This window comes from Thauera aminoaromatica (assembly GCF_000021765.1).
Lineage (GTDB): Bacteria > Pseudomonadota > Gammaproteobacteria > Burkholderiales > Rhodocyclaceae > Thauera > Thauera aminoaromatica.
Map to the genome: position 1 here is coordinate 1,439,343 of NC_011662.2, position 24,116 is coordinate 1,463,458.

Below are 24,116 nucleotides of genomic sequence, written 5' to 3' on the forward strand. Positions count from 1 at the left end.
GCCTCTCGCTCAGTGCGCCTCGGCCGCCTTCGCCGCCTCGATCGCCCCGGCGCGGTCCTCACGGCCGCCGTTGAAGTACAGGTTCAGCACCACCGCCGAGATCGCCGTCAGCAGGATGCCCGACTCGAGCAGCGGGTGCAGGCTGTGCGCCATGTGCTGCATCCAGCGCGGCGCCACCAGCGGCACCAGGCCGAAGCCGATCGACAGCGCGACGATGTAGAGGTTGTTGCGGTTGGCGCGGAAATCGACGTTGGCGAGGATGCGGATGCCGGTCGCCGCCACCATGCCGAACATCACCAGGCCCGCGCCGCCGAGCACGAAGGTCGGCACCGACTCCACCAGCGCCGCCATCTTGGGCAGCATGCCGAGCACGATCATGATCACGCCGGCAGCCACGCACACCCAGCGGCTCTTCACGCCGGTCACGCCCACCAGGCCCACGTTCTGCGAGAAGCTGGTGTAGGGGAAGGTGTTGAAGAGGCCGCCGATCAGCGTGCCGAGACCGTCGGTGCGCAGGCCGGCGGCGAGCTCGCTGCGGCTGATGCGCTTGTCGGTGATCTCGCCGAGCGCGAGGAACATGCCCACCGACTCGATCATCACCACGATCATCACCAGGGTCATGGTCAGCACCATCACCGGGTCGAAGGTCGGCATGCCGAAGGCGAAGGGGGTCACCACGTCGAACCAGTCGGCCTTGGCGACCTTGTCGAAATGCATCTTGCCCATCACCACGGCCACCACGCAGCCCACCACGATGCCCAGCAGCACCGCGATGTTGGCCACGAAGCCGCGGCCGTAGCGCACCAGCAGCAGGATCACCACCAGCACGAAGGCAGCCACCGCCATGGTGTCGAGCGCGCCGTAGCTCGTGTTGTCCACCATCGGGATGGGGCCGGGCAGCTTGGCGAGCTCCACGCCCGCCTCGGCGGCCCTGGCCTTGGCGCCGTCGACCATCTGCACCAGCTTGGGCACATCCACGCCCTGCGCGAGGTGGGCCGGCCCGCCCAGCGCCCAGCCCACACCCACCCGCATCAGGCTGATGCCGATGATCGCGATGATGGTGCCGGTCACCACCGGCGGGAAGAAGCGCAGCAGCCGGCTCATGAAGGGGGCGATGAAGATCGACAGGATGCCCGCGCCGATGATCGCGCCGAAGATCGCCCGCGCGCCCTCGGGGCCGCCCTGCACGTTGGCCATCGCCACCATCGGCCCCACCGCGGCGAAGGTCACGCCCATCATCACCGGCAGCTTGATGCCGAAGTACTTGCCGAAGCCGAGCGACTGGATCAGCGTCACCAGGCCGCAGCAGAACAGGTCGGCGGAGATGAGCAGGGCGACCTGCTCGGGGCCGAAGCCGAGCGCGCGCCCCACGATCAGGGGCACCGCGACCGCGCCGGCATACATCACCAGCACGTGCTGCATGCCCAACGCGGCGAGCCGCCCGCCGGGCAGTTTCTCGTCGACCGGATGGACCGGGTCGCTTCCGCCTTGCAGTGCGAGGTCGGACATGTTCGTCTCCTTCATGTTTTGTGTGTCTCTTCCGCGCCGTCCCGCCCGGGTGGTCCCGGGTCATCGCGGCGCCGTGCAAGGGTCGGGGTGGTGGTGCGCCCTCTGCCGTCGGGGAGGGGCGGAGGGCGCGGCCAGGGTCTGCTGCCGACTTGAACCGGAGTCTAGGGATTCGCCTTCGCGGCGGGAGCGAGTCTGGCGAATACCTCGAATATAAAATTTTATATTTTTGCGGTGCAGCATCACGTGGCGTGAAGGGCTCGCAGCGGCATCCGCGGGCGGCGCGCATTCAGTACAGTGCGCCGGTCAGCAGCAGGTAGCCGGGCAGCCAGGCGGTGCCCATGCCCTGGACGATCGCCATCCACGCGGTCGCGCGCGCGATCGGTCTGTGCAGGGCCAGCAGCAGGAAGAACATCAGCCACAGCACCGCCCACGCCGCCCACGACAGGCCGAGCCACCAGTCCCAGGTGCTGTCGGCGGTGCGCAGGGTGTCGGCCGCGATCGGCAGCGCGGTGATCGCCACGAACAGGCTGAACCAGCCCAGCCCGCGCCCGTCGGCGCCGGTGAGGCGGTTCCAGGCCACCCACAGGTAGGTGAAGGAGAACAGCAGCGAGAAGGCCGCGGCGCGGATCGACGCCGCGTCGGCGTCGGCGCCGAGGGCCAGGCGCAGGCACACCAGCAGGGTGAGTCCGCCGGTGCAGAGGTTGATGATGGTGATCTCGCGCTCGCCGATGCGGCCGAGCATCCACAGGCCGTTGAGGATCAGGACCGCGCCGACGTAGAACAGGGACAGGCCGAGCAGCATGAGGTTTTCCAGGGACGTACGATGGGGCCGCGCAGTGTAGGTGGCCGAGTCGCGCGCGCGCAGTGCGGCAGGCTGATGCCGCGCATCAGGGCGCGCACACGTTGCGCCGCGCCGCTTCCCGCGCATGATCGCGACGTGCGTCGCCCCTGCGAAAACCCTTGCGGCTCCGCAGGCATCCGTAGGAGCGATGCACGTCGCGCGTCCCCGTCGCGCGACGCCGCGTGCCGATCGCCCGCTCCCCGCGGATGGGCTACATCACCGATGCGATATGACACCCCCGGCGGCGCTGGCGCATAATCCGTCCCGCACTGTTGCTCGCCGCCGTCTCCCCGGCGGATCCCTTCGGCCGCGGCTCCCTTCCGGGGCGCCGCGGCATTTTCCTTTTGGAGGTCCGATGTCCGCATCCGGCTCGCCGCGCCTGGCGCTGTCCGCGCTCGCGCTCCTGTCGCTGATCTGGGGCTACAACTGGGTGGTCATGAAGCAGGTCATCCAGTACGTCGATCCCTTCGACTTCTCGGCGATCCGCACCGCGCTCGGCGCCGCCACGCTCTTCGTGGTGCTGATCGCACTGCGTCGCCCGCTGGGGCTGCAGCAGGTGCGCGAGGTGGCGCTGCTCGGCGTGCTGCAGACCGGCGCCTTCACGGCGCTGATCCAGTGGGCGCTGGTGGCCGGCGGCGCGGGCAAGACCGCGGTGCTGGTGTATACGATGCCGTTCTGGGTGGTGCCGATGGCCTGGTTCGTCCTCGGCGAGCGCGTGCGCGGCATGCAGTGGGTGGCCAATGCGATCGCCGGCTGCGGCCTCATGCTGGTGCTCGAGCCCTGGGCGATGGGCGGCAGCGCCTTCAGCAACCTGCTCGCGGTCGCCGGCGGGGTGACCTGGGCGGCGGCCTCGGTGCAGGCCAAGCGCATGCGCCGCGCGCACGACTTCGACCTGCTCTCGCTCACCGCCTGGCAGATGCTGTTCGGCGCGGTCGCGCTGTGCGTGCTGGCGCTGCTCCACCCCTCGCGGCCGATCGACCCGACGCCTTACTTCTGGGGCGCGCTGGTGTTCAACGCGGTGTTCGCCACCGGGCTGGCCTGGCTGCTGTGGCTGTTCGTGCTGCAGAGGCTGTCCGCCGGCGTGGCGGGGCTGTCCGCGCTCGGCATCCCGATGGTGGGTGCGCTCGCGGGCTGGATCGAGCTCGGCGAGCGCCCCACCGCGGTGGAATTCGCCGGCATGGCGCTGATCGTCGGCGCGCTGGCGCTGACGAGCCTGTGGTCGCTGCGCCAGGCCAGGCGCGCGTCGCCGCGCTGAGCGGCGGGCGCGCCGCGCTCAGGCGCCGATCGCGACCACGCGCGGCTTTGCGTAGCGCTCGGCGGGCGCGAAGCGGTCGATCAGCGCGCCGAGGGCTGCGGGCGCCACCGGCGGGCTGAACAGATAGCCTTGCAGCGCGTCGCAGCCGGCGGCGGCGAGCAGCGCGCGCTGCTCCTCCGTTTCCACGCCTTCGGCGACCACGCGCAGGCCCAGGCCGCGCGCCAGGCCCAGGGTTGCATCCACGATGATCGAGCTCTTCGGGTCGCGGCTCAGGCCATCGACGAAGCTGCGGTCGATCTTCAGCTTGGTGAGAGCGAAGCGGCTCAGGTAGGCGAGCGAGGAGTAGCCGGTGCCGAAGTCGTCGAGCGCGACGCTCACCCCCATGCGGCTGATCGCCTCGACCTGGCGCGCGCCGTGCTCGCTGTCGCTCATCATCGCGCTCTCGGTGAGCTCGAGCTCGAGCTGGCCGGGGTCGATGCCGGTGCGCTCGAGCACCTCGCGCACGCGCTCGGGCAGGCGCCCGCCCGCGAGCTGGTGCGCGGAGACGTTCACCGCCACGCGCACCGCCGGCAGGCCGGTGTCCTGCCAATGGCGGACCTGGCGGCAGGCGGTCTCGAGCGCCCAGTCGCCGATCGCGACGATCAGCTCGCTCTCCTCGGCCACCGGGATGAACTCCGCCGGCGACACCCAGCCCAGCGCGGGGCTGTTCCAGCGCAGCAGCGCCTCCACGGTGCGTACGCGGCCATCGCGCACGCACACGATCGGCTGGTAGTAGAGCTGCAGCTCGCCGCGCGCGAGCGCATGGCGCAGCTCGCTCTCGACCTCGATCCAGCGCCGTGCCCGGGTGTCCATGCCGGCGGTGAAGAAGTGCAGGCGGTTGCCCAGGCCGTGGCGGATCTGCGCACGCGCGGCCTCGGCCGCCTGCAGCAGGTGCTCGGCGTCGGCGCCGTCCTGAGGATGGACGCTGATGCCCAGGCTCGCGCTCATGTGCAGGAGCTGGCCGTTGACCGTCACCGGGCGGGCGATCTCGTCGAGGATGCGTCGCGCGAGCGCGGCCAGCGCGTCGGCATCGGTGAACTCGGTGATCAGCACGAGGAACTCGTCACTGCCCAGGCGGGCGAGGCTGCTGCGCCGCTTCAGGCAGCCGGCGATGCGCTCGGCCATCACTTGCAGCAGGCGGTCGCCGGCGTCCTGACCGAGGCTCTCGTTCACCCGCCGGAAGCGGTCGAGGTCGAGCAGCAGCACCGCGGCCTTGCCCTCGCCGGCGGCGGCGCGCTCCACCGCCTGCTGCAGCCGCTCCATGAAGAGCTGGCGGTTGGCGAAGCCGGTGAGGGGATCGTGGTGGGTCAGGTAGTCGAGCCGGGCCTGGTCCTGCTTCTCGCGGCTGATGTCGCTGAACATGCCCACGTAGTGCGTGGGCAGGCCGTCGGCGCCGCGCACCGCACGCAATGCCAGGCGCTCGGGGTAGATCTCGCCGCTCTTGCGCCGGTTCCACACCTCGCCGACCCACGAGCCGCGCGTGACCAGCGCGTCCCACATGCCGGCGTAGAAGGCGGCGTCGTGGCGGCCGGATTTGAGCACGCGCGGATTGAGCCCGAGCACCTCGGCGCGCGCATGGCCGGTGATGCGCTCGAAGGCCGGGTTGCAGTCGAGGATGTCGCCGGCGAGGTTGGTCACCACGATGCCTTCGTGCAGGCCCTCGACGACCTCGCCCCAGATGCGCAGGTGGGCCTCGCGGGCACGCAGGCCGTCCTCGGCGTGGCGGCGGGCCCGGCGCCCGCGCGCCTCGGCCAGGCCGCGCGCCAGCGCCGGGGCGAGGCGCGCGAGATCGTGCTTGTGCACGTAGTCGTGTGCGCCGAGCGCCATCAGGCGGCCGGCCTCCTCGTCGGCGAGCGAGGCCGAGACGACCACGAAGGGCAGGTCGAGGCCGCTCGCCTGCACCTGGGCGAGGGCCTCCTCGGGGCTGAACCCGGGCAGGGCGTAGTCGCACAGCACCGCGGACCACGCGCAGGCCTCGAGCGCGGCGCCGAGTTCCGCGGCGCGATCGACGCGGCGCGCCGTCGCCACCGTGTAGCCGGCGCGCTCGAGCTGGCGCACGACCAGAGCGGCATCGGATTCGTTGTCCTCGACGATCAGCAGGTTGACGGTCTCGCCCATGCTTGCCCTTCCATTGCGGGGTGCGGCCGCAAGCGCACTCCGGCACTCCGGTCCATGCGGCGATGATAAGCCGGCGGGCCGTGGCGGCAATCCCTTGGATTACCGAGGCGCGTCTAGGGTTGTGGAGCGCTTGCCGAGCGTGATGAGGCCGCGGCGCGCGGCCTCGAGCAGCAGGTTGGCGATGTCGCGCACGCCCAGGCGCTCCATGATCTGCGCGCGGTGCGCCTCCACGGTCTTGACGCTGAGGTCGAGCCGGCGGGCGATCTCCTTGGTGCCGAGGCCGCTGCCGATGAGCTCGAGGATCTCGGTCTGGCGCGGGGTCAGCACGCTCGCCGCGCGTTCGTCCTCGGGCGGACGGGCGAGCATGTTGCCCACCAGGTGGCGCGACACCGCCGGGCTCAGATAGACGTCGCCGCGCATCACCGCCGCGATCGCCATCTCGAGCTCGGCCACCGCGGCGTCCTTGAGCAGGTAGCCGCGCGCGCCGCAGCGCAGCGCCTGCTCGAAGAAGTCGCCGGTGTCGTGCATCGACAGGATCACCACCTTGATGTGCGGATGCGCCGCGGCGATCGTGCGTGTCGCGGCGAGGCCGTCCATGTCGTCCATCGCGATGTCCATCAGCACCAGGTCGGGCTGCATCGTCGCCGCCAGCTCGACCGCCTGACGGCCGCTGCTCGCCTCCTCGATGCCGGCCACGCCCGCGATGGAGCCGAGCAGCGCGCGGATGCCCGCGCGCACCAGGCTGTGATCGTCCACCAGCAGAACTCGCATTCCTTCCATGGCCGAATCCTACGCCGCGGCGGCGTGTGCGGTACAGGGCAGGCTGACCCGGATGCGGGTGCCCGCGCCGGGCGCCGCGTCGATGTGGACCTCGCCGCCGATGAGCGCGGCGCGCTCCTCCATGCCGAGCAGGCCCACGCTGGCGCCCTCCAGCATGCGCCGGCGCGCGCGCGCGAGGTCGAAGCCGCGGCCGTCGTCGGCGATCTCCAGGTCCAGGCGGCCGTCCGCGGCCGACAGGGCGATGCGCACCCGCTTCGCCGCCGCATGGCGGACGACGTTGGTGAGCGCCTCCTGCAGCAGGCGGAAGCACACGATCGCGCAGCGCTCTTCCGCCTTGAACTCGCCCACGCTGCCGGCGAAGTCGAGCGCCAGCCCGGCGCGCGCGCATTCGCGCTCGGCGTGCCAGCGCAGCGAGGCTTCCAGGCCCATGTAGTCGAGCTGCGGCGGGCGCAGGTTCAGGGACAGGCCGCGCACCTGCGCGAGCGCCTCCTCGGTGGTGTGGATGGCCGCGGCCAGGCGCGCCACCGCCGGGCCGGCGTCCAGATGCGGGGTCATCGCCTGCAGGTCGAGCTTGACCGCGGTCAGCGCCTGGCCGATCTGGTCGTGCAGCTCGTAGGCCACCGCACGGCGCTCGGCCTCCTGGGCGTCGAGCACGCGCAGCGACATCTGGCGCAGGCGCGCGTTGGCGGTGCGCAAGGCCTCGGCCGCGGCGCGCTGCGCGGTGACATCGTGCACCGTGCCGATCAGGCGCGGCGTCGCAGCCTCGACGCCGCGGCTGCGGGCGGCGCACTCGAGCACGTAGCGCAGGCTGCCGTCGGCATGGACGATGCGGTACTCCAGTTCCACGCGCTCGCTGCCGGCCGCGAGCTCGCGATGCGCCTGCAGCAGGCGGCCGAGGTCGTCCGGGTGCACGCGGGTGAGCAGGGCGTCGAGCGCATCCTCGCCCGCCACAGGGGCCATGCCGAAGAGCGCGAACAAGGTGTCCGAGCACCATGGCGCGCCGCCCGGCAGGTCCCTGCGCCACTGCCCGACCCCGCCGATGCGCTGCGCCTCGCGCAGCACCGCCTCGCTGTCGTGCAGGGCGGCGAGCGCGCGTCGGCGCTCGGCGCGGACGCGCGCCTCGCCGAGCTCGCGCTCGATTGCGGGGGCGAGGCGGGCGAGGTTCTCTTTCATCAGGTAGTCGTGGGCGCCGCGGCGCATCAGCTCGATCGCGGTCTCGTCGCCGATGGTGCCCGACACCACGATGAAGGGCAGGTCGAGCCCGCTCGCGTGCAGCTCGGCAAGCGCGCTGCGCGCGTCGAAGCCGGGCAGGTTGAAGTCGGAGAGCACCACGTCCCAGCGCTCGCCTGCGAGCGCCGCGCGCATTCCGGCACCGTCCTCGACGCGGCGATGGCGCAGCGCGAAGCCGGCACGCCGCAGCGCACGCAGGACCAGCAGCGCATCGCTCTCGGAGTCTTCCACCATCAGCACCGCGAGCTCTCGTGGCGCGGGTGCGCTGCGGCTGTCCGCAGGCGAGGGCGAGGGCGTGGAGGGGGCAGGGGCGGAGTTCGGGGGAGGGGTCAAGGCGCTCGCCTCATGGGGGCGTTGCGTTCGGTACGGGGGCAGGCGGTCCGGGCAGCAGCGGCAGGGTGAAGCGGAAGCACGCGCCCTCGCCGGGCCCGGCCTCGGCCTCCAGCACGCCGGCGTGACGCTGGATGATACGCTGCACGATCGCCAGCCCGATGCCGGTGCCGGGAAACTCGCGCTGCGAGTGCATGCGCTGGAAGGGCACGAACAGCCGGGCGGCGTGCTTCATGTCGAAGCCCGCGCCGTTGTCGCGCACGAAATACTGCCGCAGCACGCGCGCGCCGAGGGGATCGACGATTTCCCGGCAGCCGAGTTCGACGCGCGCCCGCGGCACGCGCGCGGTGAACTTGCAGGCGTTGTCGAACAGGTTGGCGAGCGCGATCCCGAGCAGGCGGCGGTCGCCCCAGACCGTCAGCCCGGGGGCGATCACGAACTCGATGTCGCGCCCCGGCCAGCTCTCGCGCACGCGCTCGGCCACCTCGCGGGCGAGCAGGTCGAGCTCCAGCCACTCGAAGGACGGCTCGCTGCGGGTGACGCGGGCCAGCTGCAGCAGGTCCTCGATGAGCAGGTTCATGCGCGCGCATTCGCCGCGGATGCGTGCGAGGTATTCCTGCGCTTCCACGGGCAGGGCGGCGCCGTGATCCTCCTCGAGCGCCTGCGCCCAGCCGCCGATGCCGCGCAGCGGTGCGCGCAGGTCGTGCGACACCGAGTAGCTGAAGCTCTCCAGCTCGCGGTTGGCGAGTTCGAGCTGGCTGCGCTGCTGGTGCAGGGCCTGCAGGGTCTCGCCGAGCGCGTCGGCCATGTGGTCGAACTGCGCACCGACCTGGGCGATCTCGTCCTTGCCGGACATGCCGAGGCGGTGCTCGTAGTGACCCTTCTCGATCGCCCGCGCGCCCTTGTGCAGTTCCTGCAGCGGATCGAGGATGCGGCGATGCACCAGGAAGAGCTCCAGGCCGATCACGAGGCCCAGTGCGAGGATGAGGCCCGCGATCAGGCGCTCCTGATCGGCATGCAGCCGTTCCAGCCGGGCCTGGCCGAGATCGAGCAGGCGCAAGGTGTCGCTGGCCACCTGCTGCGTCGCCTCCATGAAGTGCACCGAGGCCATGCGCTGCGCGTCGAGCAACTCGGGCGTCGGCGTGCTGCCCGCGGCCTCGCGCAGGCGATCGGCGGCGAGCGCCTCGAACAGCGCCGGCAGTTCCGCGTGGCGTGCGCGCAGGCCCGCGATGATCGGCTCGCCGGGGGTGCCGTCCATCAGCGCGGGCGCGAGCAGCGCGCCGAGCGCCTGGTGGCTCTCGTACCAGCGCGCGCGCGCGGCCGGCGAGGGCTCGGCGAGGAACTCGAAGATGCGCGAGCGCATCTGCGCGGCGCCCACCGGCCCGATCTGCGCCGACATGCGGCCGCGCTCCAGTTCGGCGCGCAAGGCCAGGTTGTTCGCGATCCACAGCCCCGTGGCGACCACGACGGTGATCAGCGACGCGATCGCGATCGCCCATTGCTGCCTGCGGATCAGCACGCGAATCCCTCCGTCTCGATGAGCCTGCTCCTGCTTTCCGACTAGTCCAATCCCCTAGGGGCATGCACGGAATTTTACCGATTGTCCCTAGACGCCCCGGAGCGGGAACATGCAGGCGACGGAAATGCATGCCGCCGGCAAACCCCGGGCGGATGCGGAGTTTAACGGCACTCCCCGGATGGGTTCCATCTTCGCGCGGAGCGCTCCGTGAGCGAAGTCCGCACGGAACAGGAATCGTCGCAGCGCCACAAGGCGGGTGCGGCACAAGTGGAGAAGCCTCAAGTGTCCCAAGCCCCCCAGGCTCCCGCCTCGAAGGATTCGCAGCTCCTGCCCCTGGCTGCGCTCGCCGCGCCCGGGTTGGCGGGGGCGCTGCTGCTCGGCGCGCTCGTGCCGGGCGCGGCGGGCGTCGTCGCGGCGGGCGTCGTCGGCGTCGCCGGCCTCGCCCTGCCATGGTGGATACTGCGTCGCGAGCGCGCCCGCCAGGCTGACGTCGCGGCGCGCGTGGCCACGGCGGAGCGTGCGCGCCTGGCCGAGCGCGAGGCCTACCTCGCCAGCCTGCAGCAGTTGGCGCAGGCCGCGCTGGCGCGCTGGCACGACCACGTGGGCATCTCGCGCAGCCAGACCGAGACCGCCGTGGGCGCGCTCGCCGGCGAGTTCGCGCACATCCTCGAGCGCCTGCAGGACGCGCTGCTGCGCTCGCGCCAGTCCACCGCCGACCGCGGCGAGGACAGCGTGGTCGGGGTGATCGGCCATGCCCGCGGCGAGCTCGACCGCGTGCTCGCCGGGCTCAACGCCGCGCTCGCCGAGAAGCAGAGCCTGTCGCAGGCGGTCGCCCGCCTCGCCCAGGTCACCGAGGAGTTGATGCGCATGGCGAGCGAGGTCGGCGAGATCGCCAAGCAGACCAACCTGCTCGCGCTCAACGCGGCGATCGAGGCCGCCCGCGCCGGTGAGGTGGGGCGCGGCTTCGCGGTGGTCGCCGACGAGGTGCGCAAGCTCTCCGACCTCTCCGGCGCCACCGGCGAGCGTATCCGTGCCAAGGTCGAGAGCGCCCACGCCGCGATGGCCGAGGCGCTCGCAGCGGCCGAGCACATGGCCCGCGGCGACGCCGTCCTGGTGCGCGACTCCGAGGCGGCGATCGGCAGCGTGGTCGGCCGCTTCGACCAGGTCGGCAACGCCATGGCGCAGGCCGCGCGCGCGCTCGAGGAAGACAGCACCGCGGTGCAGTCCCGCATCGAGGGCGTGCTGGTGCAGCTCCAGTTCCAGGACCGCGTCAGCCAGATCCTCGAGGCGGTGCGCACCGACATGGCGCGCCTCGCCGCCCAGGTCGCCGAAGACGAGGCCCGCCTCGCCGGCGGGCGGGTGCCGGCGCCGATCGACGTCGCCGCCTGGATCGCCGCGCTCGAGCGCACCTACACCACCCTTGAACAACACGCCCGCCGTGCCGACGCGAACCCCGCCCCGGCCGGCGGCGACATCACCTTCTTTTGAGCAGGAGTACTCCCCCATGTCCAAGACCGTGCTGATCGTCGACGACTCCGCCTCGCTGCGCCAGGTGGTGAGCCTGTCGCTCAAGGGCGCCGGCTACCAGGTGATCGAGGCCTGCGACGGCCGCGACGCCCTTGGCAAGCTCGGCGGCCAGAAGGTTCATCTCATCATCTCCGACGTGAACATGCCCAACATGGACGGCATCGCCTTCGTGCGCGAGGTCAAGAAGAACCCGAGCTACAAGTTCACCCCGGTGATCATGCTCACCACCGAGGCCGCCGAGGAGAAGAAGCGCCTCGGCCAGGAAGCCGGCGCGCGCGCCTGGGTGGTCAAGCCCTTCCAGCCGCAGCAGATGCTGGCGGCGGTGTCCAAGCTGGTGATGTGAGCGCGCTGCCCATGGACACCCCTGCACTCGACACCCCCGCGGCCGGCGTCGCCCGCCTCGCCCCCGAGGGCGAACTCGGCATCTACACCGTGGCCGCGCTGCGCGAGGCCTGGCTGCAGGCGCTCGCCACCCACGAAGCGCTAGAGATCGACCTCGGCCGCATCGACGAGATCGACACCGCCGGCCTGCAGCTCATGCTGATGGCCAAGCGCAGCGTCGGGCGCAGCGTGCGCTTCGTCAACCACTCCGCCGCGGTGCTGCGCCTGCTCGACCTCGCCCGCCTCGGCGGCGCGCTCGGCGACCCGCTGCTCGAGGACGCCGCGCCGGCCACGCAGGAGGCACGCTGATGGACCTCTCCCAGGCCCTGGCCACCTTCCTCGACGAGAGCCGCGAGCTGCTCGCGCAGATGGAGGAGATCCTCCTGCGCGCCGAGACCGCCGCGCTGCCGACCGACGAGCTGCACGCGCTGTTCCGTTGCGCCCACACCATCAAGGGCTCGGCCGGCCTGTTCGGGCTGGACGCGGTGGTGCACTTCACCCACGCCGTCGAGAGCGTGCTCGACCGCATGCGCAACGGCGAACTCGAACTCTCCGACGCCCTGATCAACCTGCTGCTCGAGTCGCAGGACCACATCGCCAGCCTCGTCGCCGCGGTCGCCGCCGAACTTCCTCCGCCCGAGTTCGAGGGCGCGCCGCTGCGCGCCCGCCTCGAAGCCTTCTGCGCCGCGACGCCCGCCACCCCCGCCGCACTGCCGGCGACCGTGGCGGAGGGGGACCCGGTCGTCTGCTCCGCGACCGAGGCCGCGCCCGCGCTCGAGGTCGGCGGCAGCGTGGCGCTCGGCGCCGAGCACTGGCACCTGTCGCTGCGCTTCGCGCCCGAGGTGCTCAGGAACGGCATGGACCCGCTCGCCTTCATCCACTACCTGCGCACCCTCGGCGAGCTCGTGCACGTCGAGACCATCGCCGACACCCTGCCCGAGCTTGCCGCCGGCGACCCGGAAAACTGCTACCTCGGCTTCGAGATCGCGCTGCGCAGCACGGCCCCCCGCGCCGAGATCGAGGCGGTGTTCGAGTTCGTGCAGGACAGCGCGCGCATCGTGCTGGTGCCGCCGGCGGCGCGCGTCGAGGAGTACCTCGCCCTCATCGAGGCGCTCGACGAGGACCCGCGCCGACTCGGCGAGATCCTCGTGACCTGCGGCTCGGTCACCGCGCGCGAGCTCGAGGCCGCGCTCGCCGCCCAGCACGTGCAGGCCGAGGCGCCGCGCGTGGGCGAGCTGCTGGTCGAGCACGCCGGTGTGCCCGCCCAGGTGGTGCAGGCCGCGCTCGGCAAGCAGAAGGCCGCCGAGGAGCGCCGCGCCAGCGAGACGCGCAGCGTCAAGGTGCCCGCCGACCGGCTCGACGCGCTCATCGACCAGGTCGGCGAGCTCGTCATCGCCGGCGCCGCCACCCAGCTGCAGGCGCAGCAGGCCGGCAGCCGCGCGCTGCAGGAGACCGCCGCCAACCTGCTGCGCCTGGTCGAGGACGTGCGCGACGCCGCGCTGCGCCTGCGCATGACCCCGATCGGCGAGGTCTTCAACCGCTTCCCGCGCGTGGTGCGCGACCTCGCGCGCGAGCTCGGCAAGGACATCGAGCTGGTGATCCGCGGCGCCGAGGCCGAGCTCGACAAGTCCATGGTCGAGAAGATCGGCGACCCGCTCATGCACCTCGTGCGCAACGCCCTCGACCACGGCATCGAATCGCCCGAACGCCGCGCCGCGGCGGGCAAGCCGGCGCGCGGCCGGGTCGAGCTGCGCGCCTTCCACGAGTCGGGCAGCATCGTCATCGAGGTCGCCGACGACGGCGGCGGGCTGGACGCGCGGCGCATCCTCGCCAAGGCCGTCGAGCGCGGCCTGGTCGCGGCGGACGCCGTGCTCTCCGAGGCCGAGATCCACCGCCTCGTCCTGGCGCCGGGCTTCTCCACCGCGGCCGAACTCACCAGCCTGTCCGGCCGCGGCGTCGGCATGGACGTGGTCAAGAGCAGCGTCGATGCGCTGCGCGGCACCCTCGACATCCACAGCGCGCCGGGCTGCGGCACCACGATGCGGCTGTGCCTGCCGCTCACGCTGGCGATCATCGACGGCTTCCAGGTCGGTGTCGCCGGCGCCACCTTCATCCTGCCGCTCGACGCGGTGGTCGAGTGCATCGAGCTGCCGGCCGACGCCGGCGCCGCCGGCTACCTCGACCTGCGCGGCCAGGTCCTGCCCTTCCTGCGCCTGCGCGCCCTGTTCGCGCTCGAGGGCGCACCGCCGCCGCGGCAGAACGTGGTCGTGGTGCGCTTCGGCGGGCGCCAGGCGGGGATCGCGGTGGACCATCTGCTCGGCGAATGCCAGGCGGTGATCAAGCCGCTCGGGCCGCTCTTCGAGCGCGTCGCCGGCATCGCCGGCTCCACCATCCTGGGCAGCGGCGAGGTGGCGCTGATCCTGGACGTGCCACAACTGGTCCAGCGTGCGATCGCGCACGAGGGCCGCGACACCGGGGGTGCGCCGCGGGCGCGCTTCCTTGCTGCATGAATGCTGCAGAAGAAACCGGAAACAGGGGAAAGCGAATGTTCAGGAACATGAAGGTGGGTATGAAGCTGGGGCTGGGCTTCGGCCTCGTGCTGGTGCTGCTGGGGACGCTGCTCGCGGTGGGCATCCTGCGCCTGACCGACATCAAGCACGATGTCGACGTGGTGGTGGACGAGCTGTGGCCCAAGACGCAGCTGCTGCAGGACGGACTGGTCGGGGTCAACGAGATCGCCCTCGGCGGGCGCGAGCTGGTCATCGCCGAGAACGGCGAGCAGATCGGCCGTGCCAAGGACCGCATGCTCGGCGGGCGCGAGCGCATCGGCAAGGCCTGGGACGCGCTCGCGCCGATGCTGGTGCAGCCGCGCGGCAAGGAGCTCTTCGCCGAGGTGCTCGACAGCCGCCAGCGCTTCATCCCGGCGCAGAACCGCCTCATCGAGCTCGTCGAGCAGGGCCGTGCCGACGAGGCGCGCGCCTTCCTGCGCGGCGACTACGACGCCATCGCGGTGCAGTACCGCCAGCGCGTGAACGCGCTCACCGCCTACCAGGGCGAACTGCTCTCCGGTACCGGCAGCGCGACCGCCGCGACCGTCGCCGCGGCCACGCTGACCATGTCGGTGCTGGGCGGCATCGCGCTGCTGGTCGGCGTGGCGGTGGCGATCCTGATCACCCGCGGCCTGCTGCGCCAGCTCGGCGGCGAGCCCGACTACGCCGCGGAGATCGCGCGCAAGGTCGCCGCCGGCGACCTCACGGTCGACGTGCAGCTGCGTGCCGGCGACAGCGCCAGCGTGCTGGCGGCCATGCAACGCATGGTGGGCAGCCTGTCGCACACCCTGGGCGAGGTGCGCGGCGCGGCCGACGCCCTGTCGGCGGCCTCCGAGCAGGTGAGCGCGACCTCGCAGTCGCTGGCGCAGGGCTCGTCCGAGCAGGCCGCCAGCCTGGAGGAGACCTCGGCCTCGATCGAGCAGATGTCGGCCTCGATCGGCCAGAACACCGAGAACGCCCGCGTCACCGACGGCATGGCGAGCAAGTCCGCCGCCGACGCCGGCGAGGGCGGCGATGCGGTGCGCGCGACGGTGGAGGCGATGCGTTCGATCGCCGACAAGATCGGCATCGTCGACGACATCGCCTACCAGACCAACCTGCTCGCGCTCAACGCCGCGATCGAGGCGGCGCGTGCCGGCGAGCACGGCAAGGGTTTCGCGGTGGTGGCGGCCGAGGTGCGCAAGCTCGCCGAGCGCAGCCAGGTCGCGGCGCAGGAGATCGGCGAACTGGCCGGCTCCAGCGTGAAGACCGCCGAGCGCGCGGGTGCGCTGCTCGAGCAGATCGTGCCCTCGATCCGCAAGACCGCCGAGCTGGTGCAGGAGATCACCGCCTCGTCCGAGGAGCAGTCGGCCGGCGCGGGGCAGATCAACATCGCCATGAGCCAGATCAGCCAGACCACGCAGCAGAACGCCTCGGCTTCGGAGGAGCTGTCGGCGACCGCCGAGGAGATGAACAGCCAGGCCGAGCAGCTGCAGCGCCTGGTGGCGCAGTTCCGCCTCGACCCGCAGGCGCAGCTCGCCGGCGGCGATGGCGGCGCCGCGCGCACCACCCGCGGCCAGCCGGCGCCTGCGCGCAGCACGCGCGAGCCGCGCCGCATCGGCCTCGGCAACGCGCAGCCGGCTTTCGCGTCCGCCGCCGCGGACCCGGAATACGTGCGCTTCTGAGCGGGGAGCGCCATGTCGCAATCCAGTCTTCAGCCGGTCGTCCCCGCCACTGCCAGCCTGCGTGCCGCCGCGGCCGCGGGCGGCCAGTACCTGGTGTTCACGCTCGGCGGCGAGGTCTTCGCCATCGACATCCTGCAGATCCGTGAGATCATCGAATTCGGCGAGCTCACCGAGGTGCCGATGACGCCGCCCACCGTGCGCGGAGTGATCAACCTGCGTGGCGCGGTGGTGCCGGTGATCGATCTTGCCGCGCGCTTCGGCCGCGAGCGCATTCGCAGCGGGCGGCGCAGCTGCATCGTCATCGTCGAGGTGGGTGGCGAGGCCGGCACGCAGACGCTGGGCGTGATGGTCGACGGCGTCAGCGAGGTCATCGACATCGCCGCCGCCGACATCGAGCCGGCGCCGTCCTTCGGGGCCCGCATCCGCACCGACTTCATCGCCGGCATGGCGCGCCGCGAAGGGCGCTTCGTGATCCTGCTCGAGGTCGGGCGGGTGTTCTCGATCGACGAACTCGCCGGCATCGGCGCGCTCGCCGGCGCCGCCGAGCACTGAGCCGGTCCTCCGGGAGGCCACGCATGTCCGAGATCAGCATCACCCAGGCCGAGTTCGAGCAGTTCCGCGCGCTCATGCATCGGGCCGCCGGCGTCGACCTGCCGCCGCAGAAGATCAGCCTGGTCAGCGGCCGCCTGGCGCGGCGGCTGCGCGCGCTCGGGCTCGCCAGCTTCGGCGACTACCATCGCCTGGTGTCGAGCGCCGGCGCGCACGACGAGTTCGAGCGCATGGTCGACCTGCTCACCACCCACGAGACCTATTTCTTCCGCGAACCCAAGCACTTCGACTTCCTCGCCGAAAGCGTGCTGCCCGCGCTCGGGCGCACGCGCACGCCGCGCTTCTGGAGCGCGGCGAGCTCGTCCGGCGAGGAGGCCTACAGCCTGGCGATGGTGCTCGCCGACCGTCTCGGCGGCGACGCGCCCTGGGAGGTGTTCGGCTCGGACATCAGCCGCGAGGTGGTGGAGAAGGCGCGCGGCGGCGTCTATGCGATGAACCGCATCGACGGCATCCCGCCCGACTACCTGCGGCGCTACTGCCTGCGCGGCGTAGGCAGCCGCGACGGTACGCTGCAGGTCGACGCGGCGCTGCGCCGACGGGTGCGCTTCGCCCAGGTCAATCTCAACGGCAACCTCGCCGGTGTCGGCGACTTCGACGTCGTCTTCCTGCGCAATGTGCTGATCTACTTCGACCTGCCGACCAAGCGCCGCATCGTCGAACGCATCGTGCGCCAGATGCGGCCGGGTGGCTGGCTGTTCATCGGCCACTCGGAGAGCCTCAACGGCCTCGACCTCGGCCTGCGCCAGGAGCGGCCCACCATCTACCGGCGAATGTGAGCATGCGGCCGGCTTCGCGCAACACGATCGAGATCTTCCTGCAGCCCGGCGAGTTCTGGTTCGGCGACCGCGACACGCGCATCCGCACCCTGCTCGGCTCCTGCGTGTCGATCACGATGTGGCATCCGCGCCTGCGCATCGGCGGCATGTGCCACTTCATGCTCCCCGAGCGCGGCGTGCGTGCGTGCGCCGATGGCCTGGACGGGCGCTATGCCGGGGACGCGATCGCGCTCTTCCTGCGCGAGCTGCGCGCCGCCCACACTCGGCCGCAGGATTACCAGGTCAAGCTCTTCGGCGGCGGACGCATGTTCCGCAGCCGCCACGCCGCGGGCGCTCCCGCCGCGCTCGACGTCGGCACGCGCAACGTCGAGGCCGCGCGCATGCTGCTGCGCACGCACGGCTTTCGCGTGCGCGCCGCCCACGTCGAGGGCGAGGGCCACCGCAATCTGATCTTCGACATCGGCAGCGGCGAGGTCTGGCTGCGCCACGTCGCTCCGGCGGCGGCGAGCGCCGCGGTGATCCACACCGAAGTCCCCTCCCAAGCCCACCCCGGAGTTCACCCGGAATCCGCGAGCGAGGCCGCATGAACGCCCCCATCCGTGTCCTCGTCGTCGACGACTCCGCCGTGGTGCGCCAGGTGGTGAGCGAGATCCTCTCCGCCGCACCCGGCATCGAGGTCGTCGGCACCGCCTCCGATCCGCTCTTCGCCATGGCCAAGATGCGCCGCGACTGGCCCGACGTGATCACCCTGGACGTGGAGATGCCGCGCATGGACGGCATCAGCTTCCTGCGCCAGCTCATGGCCGAGCGCCCGACCCCGGTCATCGTGTGCTCCACGCTCACCTCGCGCGGCGCCGAGACCACCATGCAGGCGCTCGCCGCCGGCGCCGTCTCCATCATCGCCAAGCCCACGCTCGGCCTGAAGGGCTTCCTCACCGACTCCGCCCAGGAACTCGTCGCCGCCGTGCGCGCCGCGGCGCGTGCGAACCTGCGCGCGCTACGGGCGGGGGCGGGCGTCGGCGGGGGTGGTCCCGGCGTTGGTGGTCGAGCAGGGTCCGGAGCGGAAATCGGCTCCGCAACGGGGCCTGGCGGAGCGGGCGTGGCTGCCGCTCCGGGCGTCGGCGTGGCGGCCGCGCGCGGTGCAGCGGGCGCCGGACCGGCCGGGTCGGGCGCGCGCGGCGGATCGAACGGCGCGCCCGGCGGCGCGCTCGCGCGCCCGGCCGCGGCGACCGCGATCGTGCCCGCCGCCGTGGCGCCCGCGCGCGCCGAGGCCATGGCCGAGACCACCGACCGCATCATCGCGCTCGGCACCTCCACCGGCGGCACCCAGGCCCTCGAGGCGGTGCTGCGCGGCCTGCCGCGCACCGTGCCCGGCATCGTCGTGGTGCAGCACATGCCGGAGAAGTTCACCGCGATGTTCGCCCAGCGCCTCGACCAGGTGTGCGCCCTCGAGGTGCTCGAGGCCCGGGACGGACAGCGCGTCCTCCCCGGACGGGTGCTCATCGCACCCGGCGGGCGCCACATGACGGTGCGGCGCAGCGGCGCGCAATACCTCGTCGAGGTGCGCGACGGCCCGCCGGTGAACCGCCACCGCCCCTCGGTCGACGTGCTCTTCCGCTCGGTCGCCCGCTGCGCCGGGCGCAACGCGCTTGGCGTGATCATGACCGGCATGGGCGACGACGGCGCCCGCGGCCTGCGCGAGATGTTCGACGCCGGCGCCCAGACCATCGCCCAGGACGAGGCCAGCTCCGTGGTCTTCGGCATGCCCAAGGAAGCCATCCGCCTCGGTGCGGCCACCCGCATCCTCGCGCTCCAGGCCATCGGCCCCGCCATCGAGCAATACACCCGCGCCAGCTGAGCCCCCGCCCCGCGGTGCGACGTTTCCGCAGGAGCGACGCGGGACGGCGACCCCCCCGCCGCGCGTCCTCGCCGTCCCGCACGCAGCGATCGCGACTTGCGTCGCTCCTACGGTGCGGCTGCGGGTGCGCGCTGGTTTCTGTGGGAGCGACGCGAGTCGCGATCGGGCGGTTCGGCGGCGGCGGGCGGCGGTGGTGGTTCGAAGGCCGCGATCGCGACTCGCGTCGCTCCTACAGTGCGGCTGCGGGTGCGCGCTGGTTTCCGTGGGAGCGACGCGAGTCGCGATTGGGCGGTTCGGTGGCGGTGGGCGGCGGCGGCTCGAAGGCCGCAATCGCGACTCGCGTCGCTCCTACGGTGCGGCTGCGGGTGCGCGCTGGTTTCTGTGGGAGCGACGCGAGTCGCGATCGGGCGGTTCGGCGGCGGTGGGCGGTGGTGGCTCGAAGGCCGCGATCGCGACTTGCGTCGCTCCTACGGTGCGGCTGCGGGTACGCTGGTTTCTGTGGGAGCGACGCGAGTCGCGGTCGTGTGGTTCGGTGGCGGTGCTGGCGGGGGGGCGGGGGGCGTGCTTGAATGCAGGATCTCTCCGCGCTTTGCCGCCCCATGTCCAAGGTCTTCATCTCCTACCGCCGCGACGACAGCGCCGGCTTCGCCGGGCGGCTCGCCGACGCGCTCGAACGCCGCTTCGGCGCCGACAGCGTGTTCCGCGATGTCGACGACATCGCCGCAGGGGCCGATTTCGGTGTGGTCATCGAGCAGGCCCTGCAGCAGGTGCAGGCGGTGCTGGTGGTGATCGGTACGCGCTGGCTCGACGCGCGCGACGGGCGCGGGCGTCGGCTCGACGATCCCGGCGACTACGTGCGCCGCGAGGTCGAGCTCGCGCTCGCCTCGGGGAAACCCTTGATTCCGGTGCTGGTCGGCGGGGCGACGATGCCCGCGGCCGAGGCGCTGCCGGCGACCCTGCGCGGGCTGGCCAACCGCAACGCGCTCGCGCTCGGCGATGCCGGCTGGGTTGCGGATCTCGCCCGCCTGGAGGCGGCGCTTGTGCAGTGGGTGGCGCCGCCCGTGTCGCCCGCACCGGTGCGTGGACGGCGGGCGCTCGCGGCCGCGATCGCGGCGCTGGTCCTCGCACTCGGCGGCGGCTGGTGGTGGCTGCGGGATGGCGACGGCGGGCTGCAGGCGATCGTCGGCGCATGGAGCGCCGAGGTCGCCTATCCGTGGAACCTGACGCTGCGCGAGCATTACGTGTTCACGCTGGAGGACGGCCGCATCGGCGGCAGCGCGAGCTTCCTCGGCGTGCCGCGCGCGCTGGAGGCGGTGGCGTGGGGGGACGGGCGGCTGCGCTTCCTCACCCGCAGCGAGACCGTGTCCGGCAACGAGCCGCCGCGCGAGATGGGCCAGCTCTACGAGGTCTGGCGCGAGGGCGAGACGCTGCGCGTGCGCCTGCAGATCCGCCGCAGCCATTCGGTCGATGCAGCACTGGAGTTCACCGCGCAGCGCCAATGAGGCCGGCTCAGCACTGGGCTGCACGGCCCGATCGCGACTCGCGTCGCTCCCACGGCAAGCACCGCGCGTCCGGAGCCGCACGCGATCGCGACTCGCGTCGCTCCTACGGCAAGCACGGCGCCTGCGGGGCTGCAGCCGATCGCGACGCTCCCACGCCAAGCACCGCGCGTTCGGGGACGCATCCGATCGCGACTTGCGTCGCTCCCACGGCAAGCACCGCGCCTGCGGGGCCGCAGCCGATCGCGACTTGCGTCGCTCTCACGCCAGGCGCCGCGCGTCCGGAGGCGTGCTGTAGGAGCGACGCGAGTCGCGATCGAGCGGCGCGGCTGGATGTCGGTCGGTGCGAATGCGCTGCTTGCTGGCCGTGACCGGCCGGGCGTGGCAAAGTAAGGGCCGGCTCCGACTCCCAACCCGACCCCGCGCGCGCCAACATGTACGGCATCACCGACCTCTTCACCTTCGTCCTCGGCACCATCTTCATCGTCCTGCTGCCCGGCCCCAACTCGCTCTACGTGATGGCGGCGGCCTCGCGCTGGGGGGTGCGCGCCGGCTACCAGGGCGCGGCGGGGATCTTCGTCGGCGACACCGTCCTGATGCTGCTCGCGGTGACCGGCATGGCCTCGGTGCTGCGGGCCACGCCCGAGCTGTTCATGGTGATCAAGTACGCGGGCGCGGCCTACCTGGCCTGGGTGGGGCTCGCGCTGCTGCGCGGCGCGCTGGCGACCTGGCGGCGCGGGGACGAGACGGCGGACGCGGTCGGCGACGGCAAGCCCGACTATCCGCCGCTGCGCAGCACGCCGCACCCCTTCCGCACCGCGCTGCTGATCAGCCTGATGAACCCGAAGGCGATCCTGTTCTTCGTGTCCTTCTTCATCCAGTTCGTCGATCCGGCCTACGAACACCCGGCGCTGTCCTTCGTGATCCTGGGTGTGATCGTGCAGGTGTGCAGCGTGCTCTACCTGTCCACGCTGATCTTCGCCGGCGCGCGCCTGGCTGCGCAGTTCCGCCGCCACCGCCGCATGGCTGCGGGGGCGACCGCGGGGGTGGGCGGGGTCTTCATCGGCTTCGGCGCCAAGCTCGCGACCGCGACGCTGGGCTAGGCCGGCGGGGTCTCCACCCCGGCTGCAGCTTCCGGCGCGAACATCACCCAGCGGTTGCGCCCGGCGCGCTTGGCGCGGTAGAGCGCCTGGTCGGCCTCGCGCAGCAGCTGTGCGCCATCCTCGACGCCGTGCCGGTACGCGCTCGCGCCGATGCTCGCGGTGACGCGGGCGAAGCGCCCGCCGGACAGCGCCACCGGCGCGCGCGTCACCTCGAGCACGCGCTCGAGTGCCGGGCGGAAGTCGCCGTCCACCAGCAGCAGGACGAACTCGTCGCCGCCGAGGCGGGCCAAGGTCTCGCCCGCGCGCAGGATGTGCTGCATGCGCTGCGCGAGCTCGACCAGCAGGCGGTCGCCCTCGGCGTGGCCGACGCTGTCGTTGACCGGCTTGAAGCCGTCGAGGTCGAGCATGCACACGACCAGCGGCTTGCCGCGGCGCGCATTGCCCACCGCTTGCTGCAGGCGGTCGTCGAGCAGGCGGCGGTTGGGCAGGCCGGTGAGGGCGTCGAAGTTGGCGAGCGAGCTGAAGTGGTCGCGCTGCGCCGTCAGCGCGCTGATGTCGGTGAACACGCCGACGTAATGCTCGATGCGGCCGGACTCGTCGAGCACGGTGGACATCGACGCCTTCACCACGTAGATCTCGCCCGATGCATGGCGGTTCCAGATCTCGCCCTGCCAGCGCCCGTCGCGCGCCAGGCTGGCGTACATCTCGGCGAAGAAGGCCGCGTCGTGTCGGCCCGAGCCGAGCTCGCGCGGGTTGCGCCCGAGCAGGGACGCCTTGGCATGCCCGCTGAGCGCCTCCATCGCCGGATTCATATCCACGATGCGCACCGCGGCGTCGGTGACAAGGATGCCCTCCTGGCTGGCGTCGAAGACGCGTGCGCCCAGGCGCAGGCGCTCCTGGTCGCGGTGCGTCCCGGTCTCGTCCTGGAGATAGCCGAACCACTCGCCGACGCCGTCAGTCCGCGGCTGGCAGCGCGCCTCGCCGCGGATCCGGCGTTCGCCGTACAGCGGGTGCACCACGCGGAAGGAGGCGTTCCAGTCGTGCATGCCGTGGCGCGCATGGCGGATCTCGTCCCGCACCCGTGCGCCGTCGTCGGGATGCAGGCGGGCGTAGAAGGCTGCGGCGTCATGCTCCGCCTCTTCTGCGCGGCAGCCGATCAGCGCCTCGATCTGGCGGCCGACGTAGGGGAAGCTCACCTTGCCGTCGTCTTCCACGCGACACTCGAAGAGCACGCCGGGCACGCTCTCCGAGAGTTGACGCAGGCGCTTCAGCGCCCCGGCGCGCTCCTGCTCGGCGCGGTAGCGGTCGGTGATGTCGATATGCGTGCCGAACATCCATTCCGGCGCGCCGTCGGCGGTGTGGGTGCGCAGCACGCCGCGATCCTGCACGTGGATCCAGTGCCCGGCGCGGTGGCGCATGCGGGTCTCGTGCTCGTAATACGGCGTCTCGCCGCGCAGGTGACGGCGCACCGCGGCATCCGAGTCGGCGAGGTCGTCCGGGTGGGCGAAGCGCCGCCAGGTGTCGATCGACAGCGGTTCGAGCTCGTCGAGGCGATAGCCGAGCATCTCCGCCCAGCGCGCGTTGAAGATGGCCGCCCCGGTCTGCACGTTCCATTCCCAGGTGCCCGCGCGCGTGCCCGCGAGGATGGACTCCAGGCGCTGGCGTTCGTCGGCGAGGCGCGCGGAGTTGTCCGCGAGTTCGTGCCGCGAGCGTTCGAGCGCGGCATAGGGGCGGCGGATACCGTCCACCACCAGCGCGCGGAAGAGGAGGGCGTGCGCGGCGATCTTGTAGAGATGGCCGGCGAGGTTGTACAGGTCGGTGACCTGCGCGTACATCGTGAAGAAGAGCTCGCTCAGCGCCATCAGCCCGGCCGCACCGAACAGGGCGGGGGCGTCGAAGCCGCAGGGCGCGCGCATGCGGCGCAGCAGCAAGGCGGCGGATGCGGCGAACAGCAGCACCAGGCCGATCTCGATGCCGATCTTCAGCCCCGTCAGCCCCTGGCCCGGGATGAAGGTGCGCGGCGCCCACTCGGGCCGCGGCAGGAAGAGCGCGTGCGCCAGGCCCACGTAGGCGCCCACTGCGAGAAGCAGCAGGCCGGGAGACAGGCCGGGGTGCACCCGCCACGGCAGCAGCACCGCCGTCAGCATGCCGAGCGCGGCCAGCAGGCGCGCGGCGATCCAGAAATCGATCGCCTTCTCGGGGCTGCTCGGCGTGATGAAGTCCGGCATGCCGAGGTAGGACAGCATGTGGGTGAAATCCAGCACCGCCACGCCGAGGAAGCAGCACCCCAGGATGCGCGTGTTGGCCGCCGCGCTGCGCTCGGGCGTCAGCCATGCGACCGCGAACACCAGCACGGCGGCGACGATCGAGGCGGTCTCCAGCGCCAGGTGCAGCGGCAGGTAGTGCGCCAGCCCGGCGGCCCAGCGCGTGGGCAGCCACCACAGCGCGAGCACGCCGGCGAGGCCGACGCCGAGCACGCCGAGGCTGCGCGGCGCGGCGCGGGCGTGGGTCGGGTGGACGTACGCCATC

General features: G+C 72.3%; 19 protein-coding genes. 12 read left to right on the forward strand and 7 right to left on the reverse strand.

The genetic code is table 11. The features are described from left to right. Window positions 1-9 precede the first annotated feature (9 nt). Window positions 10-1,509, reverse strand: a complete 1,500-nt coding sequence (locus tag TMZ1T_RS06405; protein WP_012584956.1) for a nucleobase:cation symporter-2 family protein — start codon at window positions 1,507-1,509, stop codon at window positions 10-12. 286 nt (window positions 1,510-1,795) lie between these two features. Continuing rightward, a complete protein-coding gene (locus TMZ1T_RS06410) occupies window positions 1,796-2,311 on the reverse strand; it encodes an AmiS/UreI family transporter (protein ID WP_012584957.1) in 516 nt (171 codons plus the stop codon). Window positions 2,312-2,705: 394 nt separating this feature from the next. Between TMZ1T_RS06410 and TMZ1T_RS06415 the strand changes: the two genes are divergently transcribed. Further along, the gene (locus TMZ1T_RS06415) at window positions 2,706-3,605 is read left to right on the forward strand and encodes a DMT family transporter (protein WP_012584958.1); all 900 of its coding nucleotides are present in this window, start codon (window positions 2,706-2,708) and stop codon (window positions 3,603-3,605) included. Window positions 3,606-3,623: 18 nt separating this feature from the next. Here the strand turns inward: TMZ1T_RS06415 and TMZ1T_RS06420 are convergent, their stop codons facing one another. The 4 genes from TMZ1T_RS06420 to TMZ1T_RS06435 form a co-directional block, all read right to left on the reverse strand. Then, on the reverse strand, window positions 3,624-5,762 hold the full coding sequence (locus TMZ1T_RS06420; RefSeq protein WP_012584959.1) for a putative bifunctional diguanylate cyclase/phosphodiesterase: 2,139 nt from the start codon (window positions 5,760-5,762) through the stop codon (window positions 3,624-3,626). Between the two features lie 99 nt (window positions 5,763-5,861). Further along, the gene (locus TMZ1T_RS06425) at window positions 5,862-6,542 is read right to left on the reverse strand and encodes a response regulator (RefSeq protein ID WP_012584960.1); all 681 of its coding nucleotides are present in this window, start codon (window positions 6,540-6,542) and stop codon (window positions 5,862-5,864) included. Between the two features lie 9 nt (window positions 6,543-6,551). Further along, the gene (locus tag TMZ1T_RS06430) at window positions 6,552-8,105 is read right to left on the reverse strand and encodes a hybrid sensor histidine kinase/response regulator (protein WP_261789183.1); all 1,554 of its coding nucleotides are present in this window, start codon (window positions 8,103-8,105) and stop codon (window positions 6,552-6,554) included. A 10-nt stretch (window positions 8,106-8,115) separates the two neighbouring features. After that, entirely contained in the window at window positions 8,116-9,621 is a 1,506-nt protein-coding gene (locus TMZ1T_RS06435) for a sensor histidine kinase (RefSeq protein WP_012584962.1), read from the reverse strand. A gap of 282 nt (window positions 9,622-9,903) precedes the next feature. Between TMZ1T_RS06435 and TMZ1T_RS21295 the strand changes: the two genes are divergently transcribed. From TMZ1T_RS21295 to leuE, 11 genes are all read left to right on the forward strand, one after another. Beyond that, on the forward strand, window positions 9,904-11,109 hold the full coding sequence (locus tag TMZ1T_RS21295) for a methyl-accepting chemotaxis protein (protein ID WP_049766898.1): 1,206 nt from the start codon (window positions 9,904-9,906) through the stop codon (window positions 11,107-11,109). A gap of 16 nt (window positions 11,110-11,125) precedes the next feature. Beyond that, entirely contained in the window at window positions 11,126-11,491 is a 366-nt protein-coding gene (locus tag TMZ1T_RS06445) for a response regulator (RefSeq protein WP_004325667.1), read from the forward strand. An 11-nt stretch (window positions 11,492-11,502) separates the two neighbouring features. Further along, entirely contained in the window at window positions 11,503-11,838 is a 336-nt protein-coding gene (locus TMZ1T_RS06450) for an STAS domain-containing protein (RefSeq protein WP_004325666.1), read from the forward strand. Continuing rightward, complete coding sequence (locus tag TMZ1T_RS06455) at window positions 11,838-14,039, forward strand: chemotaxis protein CheA (RefSeq protein WP_012584964.1); 2,202 nt, start codon at window positions 11,838-11,840, stop codon at window positions 14,037-14,039. Before TMZ1T_RS06450 ends, TMZ1T_RS06455 begins: the two co-directional genes overlap by 1 nt. 35 nt (window positions 14,040-14,074) lie before the next feature. Continuing rightward, window positions 14,075-15,742, forward strand: a complete 1,668-nt coding sequence (locus tag TMZ1T_RS06460) for a methyl-accepting chemotaxis protein (protein ID WP_012584965.1) — start codon at window positions 14,075-14,077, stop codon at window positions 15,740-15,742. 12 nt (window positions 15,743-15,754) lie between these two features. After that, window positions 15,755-16,294, forward strand: a complete 540-nt coding sequence (locus TMZ1T_RS06465) for a chemotaxis protein CheW (protein WP_012584966.1) — start codon at window positions 15,755-15,757, stop codon at window positions 16,292-16,294. Between the two features lie 23 nt (window positions 16,295-16,317). After that, the gene (locus TMZ1T_RS06470) at window positions 16,318-17,127 is read left to right on the forward strand and encodes a CheR family methyltransferase (protein WP_004327599.1); all 810 of its coding nucleotides are present in this window, start codon (window positions 16,318-16,320) and stop codon (window positions 17,125-17,127) included. A 2-nt stretch (window positions 17,128-17,129) separates the two neighbouring features. Further along, window positions 17,130-17,714 carry a chemotaxis protein CheD gene (locus TMZ1T_RS06475; protein ID WP_004327600.1) on the forward strand — a complete coding sequence of 195 codons (585 nt, stop codon included), beginning with the start codon at window positions 17,130-17,132 and terminating at the stop codon, window positions 17,712-17,714. After that, the gene (locus TMZ1T_RS06480; RefSeq protein WP_012584967.1) at window positions 17,711-18,985 is read left to right on the forward strand and encodes a protein-glutamate methylesterase/protein-glutamine glutaminase; all 1,275 of its coding nucleotides are present in this window, start codon (window positions 17,711-17,713) and stop codon (window positions 18,983-18,985) included. The genes TMZ1T_RS06475 and TMZ1T_RS06480 overlap by 4 nt, the downstream gene beginning before the upstream one ends. 599 nt (window positions 18,986-19,584) lie before the next feature. After that, the gene (locus TMZ1T_RS06485; protein ID WP_004309130.1) at window positions 19,585-20,487 is read left to right on the forward strand and encodes a toll/interleukin-1 receptor domain-containing protein; all 903 of its coding nucleotides are present in this window, start codon (window positions 19,585-19,587) and stop codon (window positions 20,485-20,487) included. A gap of 431 nt (window positions 20,488-20,918) precedes the next feature. Then, entirely contained in the window at window positions 20,919-21,587 is a 669-nt protein-coding gene (gene leuE / locus TMZ1T_RS06490) for a leucine efflux protein LeuE (RefSeq protein ID WP_004309129.1), read from the forward strand. Here leuE and TMZ1T_RS06495 read toward each other — a convergent pair. Then, complete coding sequence (locus TMZ1T_RS06495) at window positions 21,584-24,115, reverse strand: MASE3 domain-containing protein (RefSeq protein ID WP_012584969.1); 2,532 nt, start codon at window positions 24,113-24,115, stop codon at window positions 21,584-21,586. The two genes, leuE and TMZ1T_RS06495, sit on opposite strands and share 4 nt — an antisense overlap. Window position 24,116 lies beyond the last annotated feature (1 nt).

Coding starts and splice junctions, on each gene's coding strand:
- TMZ1T_RS06465 (WP_012584966.1), top strand. CDS start 15,755: ATGTCGCAATCCAGTCTTCAGCCGGTCGTCCCCGCCACTGCCAGCCTG.
- TMZ1T_RS06485 (WP_004309130.1), top strand. CDS start 19,585: ATGTCCAAGGTCTTCATCTCCTACCGCCGCGACGACAGCGCCGGCTTC.
- TMZ1T_RS06480 (WP_012584967.1), top strand. CDS start 17,711: ATGAACGCCCCCATCCGTGTCCTCGTCGTCGACGACTCCGCCGTGGTG.
- TMZ1T_RS06415 (WP_012584958.1), top strand. CDS start 2,706: ATGTCCGCATCCGGCTCGCCGCGCCTGGCGCTGTCCGCGCTCGCGCTC.
- TMZ1T_RS06405 (WP_012584956.1), bottom strand. CDS start 1,509: ATGTCCGACCTCGCACTGCAAGGCGGAAGCGACCCGGTCCATCCGGTC.
- leuE (WP_004309129.1), top strand. CDS start 20,919: ATGTACGGCATCACCGACCTCTTCACCTTCGTCCTCGGCACCATCTTC.
- TMZ1T_RS06475 (WP_004327600.1), top strand. CDS start 17,130: ATGCGGCCGGCTTCGCGCAACACGATCGAGATCTTCCTGCAGCCCGGC.
- TMZ1T_RS06495 (WP_012584969.1), bottom strand. CDS start 24,115: ATGGCGTACGTCCACCCGACCCACGCCCGCGCCGCGCCGCGCAGCCTC.
- TMZ1T_RS06450 (WP_004325666.1), top strand. CDS start 11,503: ATGGACACCCCTGCACTCGACACCCCCGCGGCCGGCGTCGCCCGCCTC.
- TMZ1T_RS06445 (WP_004325667.1), top strand. CDS start 11,126: ATGTCCAAGACCGTGCTGATCGTCGACGACTCCGCCTCGCTGCGCCAG.
- TMZ1T_RS06410 (WP_012584957.1), bottom strand. CDS start 2,311: ATGCTGCTCGGCCTGTCCCTGTTCTACGTCGGCGCGGTCCTGATCCTC.
- TMZ1T_RS06460 (WP_012584965.1), top strand. CDS start 14,075: ATGTTCAGGAACATGAAGGTGGGTATGAAGCTGGGGCTGGGCTTCGGC.
- TMZ1T_RS06425 (WP_012584960.1), bottom strand. CDS start 6,542: ATGGAAGGAATGCGAGTTCTGCTGGTGGACGATCACAGCCTGGTGCGC.
- TMZ1T_RS06455 (WP_012584964.1), top strand. CDS start 11,838: ATGGACCTCTCCCAGGCCCTGGCCACCTTCCTCGACGAGAGCCGCGAG.
- TMZ1T_RS06420 (WP_012584959.1), bottom strand. CDS start 5,762: ATGGGCGAGACCGTCAACCTGCTGATCGTCGAGGACAACGAATCCGAT.
- TMZ1T_RS06470 (WP_004327599.1), top strand. CDS start 16,318: ATGTCCGAGATCAGCATCACCCAGGCCGAGTTCGAGCAGTTCCGCGCG.